Annotated in this window: 5 protein-coding genes; all 5 read right to left on the bottom strand. The window is 72.5% G+C overall.

Features of this window, described 5'->3' with window-relative positions; all coding sequences use genetic code 11:
* Nucleotides 1-209: hypothetical protein (locus tag ACWCPW_RS51980; RefSeq protein WP_449768686.1), on the bottom strand; the 209-nt coding region annotated here is incomplete at its 3' end.
* The gene (locus ACWCPW_RS51975) at nucleotides 206-445 is read right to left on the bottom strand and encodes a helix-turn-helix domain-containing protein (RefSeq protein ID WP_449768685.1); all 240 of its coding nucleotides are present in this window, start codon (nucleotides 443-445) and stop codon (nucleotides 206-208) included. The genes ACWCPW_RS51980 and ACWCPW_RS51975, both read right to left, overlap by 4 nt.
* On the bottom strand, nucleotides 442-705 hold the full coding sequence (locus ACWCPW_RS51970; RefSeq protein ID WP_449768684.1) for a hypothetical protein: 264 nt from the start codon (nucleotides 703-705) through the stop codon (nucleotides 442-444). The genes ACWCPW_RS51975 and ACWCPW_RS51970 overlap by 4 nt, the downstream gene beginning before the upstream one ends.
* A 101-nt stretch (nucleotides 706-806) precedes the next feature.
* Nucleotides 807-977: a hypothetical protein gene (locus tag ACWCPW_RS51965; protein WP_449768683.1), complete on the bottom strand. Its 171-nt coding sequence runs from the start codon at nucleotides 975-977 to the stop codon at nucleotides 807-809.
* Between the two features lie 74 nt (nucleotides 978-1051).
* Nucleotides 1052-1414 (bottom strand): hypothetical protein, encoded by a 363-nt coding sequence (locus ACWCPW_RS51960; RefSeq protein ID WP_449768682.1) that lies wholly within the window; start codon nucleotides 1412-1414, stop codon nucleotides 1052-1054.
* Nucleotides 1415-1663 lie beyond the last annotated feature (249 nt).

Genomic DNA, 1663 nt, shown 5'->3' with positions numbered 1-1663 from the left:
GCGGCCCGCCGGTCCAACTCCTTGGCCCGGCGGCGGAGGGCGTCGGCCTCGTCGACGAGGCCGGTGTTCAAGCGGGCGGCGAGGCGGTCCCGCTCATCGGCCAGCCGGCGCACGGTGGCGGTCAGCAACTCGGCTTCCGTGTGGCTGAGGGCATGGCGCTCGGCGCGGTCGAGCAGGACGTCGAGCTGCTCGCGGGTGGGCTCGGTCATGTCGGGTCGGCCTCTCCGGGGGCGAGCAGGTGGACGATGTCGGTGTCGAGGTCGAGCCACACGAGGCAGGTAACGAGGGCGGCGGCGGAGGGCGCGTGGCCGGCTTGCATGCGGCTGAAGGTGCTGGGGCTGACGTCGAGGCGGGTGCCGACGGTGCGCCAAGACCAGCCGAGGGGCTTCCGCTTGGCGTCGAGCCGGGCGAACAGGGCGGCCGCGTCGAGGCGGTAGAGGCTCACCGGTCGATCTCCTCGTACTGGCCGCCGAATTCGCGGTCGGGGAGGATGCGGGGCCCGCCGGGTTCGTAGACGATCCAGTCGCCGGTTCGGGCGGCGCCGTCGTCGAGGATGACCTTGGGCTGCTGGTAGGTGCCGGAGACAGAGCCGTGGCACCAGACGGCGATGTCGCGTGCGGTCTGGCCGTCTTCGCTGCCGACGACCTGGGCGGCTTCGACCTCGATGGGCAGCCGGCGGAACCGGCGGACGGTGGGCTCGGTCACGGGTGCTCCTGTGCGTCGTCGGAGGAGGTGGCGGATCCAGGCGTGGGGGCTGCGTGTGGGGGCGCGTATGCCGTCTGCGTCGTCCCAGGCGATGGACTCGCTCACCGCCGGGCCTCCGGGCTGGTGTCGACGGTGATGCCGACCAGGGCGGGGGCCTCGAAGTGGCTGTCGACGTCGGAGTGTTCGAGGGGGAGGGTGATGGCGATGCCGTCGGGGGTTTCGAAGTGGACGCTGGCGTCGCCGTCGTCGTCGGTGGTGATGCAGATGCGCATGGTCGGCTCCTGGTGGTGGGTACGGTGATCGCGGGCCCGCCCGCGCTTGCTTCGCGGGCGGGCTTCCGCGTGGGTCAGGACGGGTCGGCGGCGGGCTCGGCGGCCGGGAGGTACCGGGTCCAGCCCAGGCCGTTCATCTCGGCGGACCCGACGAACCGGCCGGGCATGTTCCGCTCCGGGATGAACCAGGGCTCGTTGCCGGGCTCCCAGATCGCGATCTGGCTGCGGTCCGGCGAGAGGCGGAACTCGAAGCCGGCGGGCGCTCCTGCGGTGTCGGCCTGCTCGACGATGCCGGTGAGGGTGTGGCCGACGAGGTCGTCGCGGTCGTTGAACCCGGCGCTGATCCAGTCGTCGCACATGCCGACCAGCTCGCGGGCTTCGTAGTAGTCGCCGTCGAAGGTGACGGCCACGCTGAGGTGGACTGTGTGGCGGGGCATCGGTGGTGTCTCCTGTCGTCGGTCGGGCCTCGGATGGCCCGTGCGGGTGCCTGTGCGCCCGTCTGCGGGCCCGTCAGGTCGTGCGTGGGGAAAATTGCTGGGCGCGACGTCTGCGGGGCTCTCAGGGGCGCGTGAGGCGTCGCGGGTGCCGGTTACGTCCTCGGGGTGCTCCCAGACCACGACCGTGCGCTCGGTCCACGACCGGACCCGGAGCACCCGCATCGCCGGCCAGTCGGCCTGGGCCTGCCG

It is taken from the genome of Embleya sp. NPDC001921, assembly GCF_053594475.1.
This window is presented reverse-complemented; position numbering and strand designations above follow the sequence as displayed.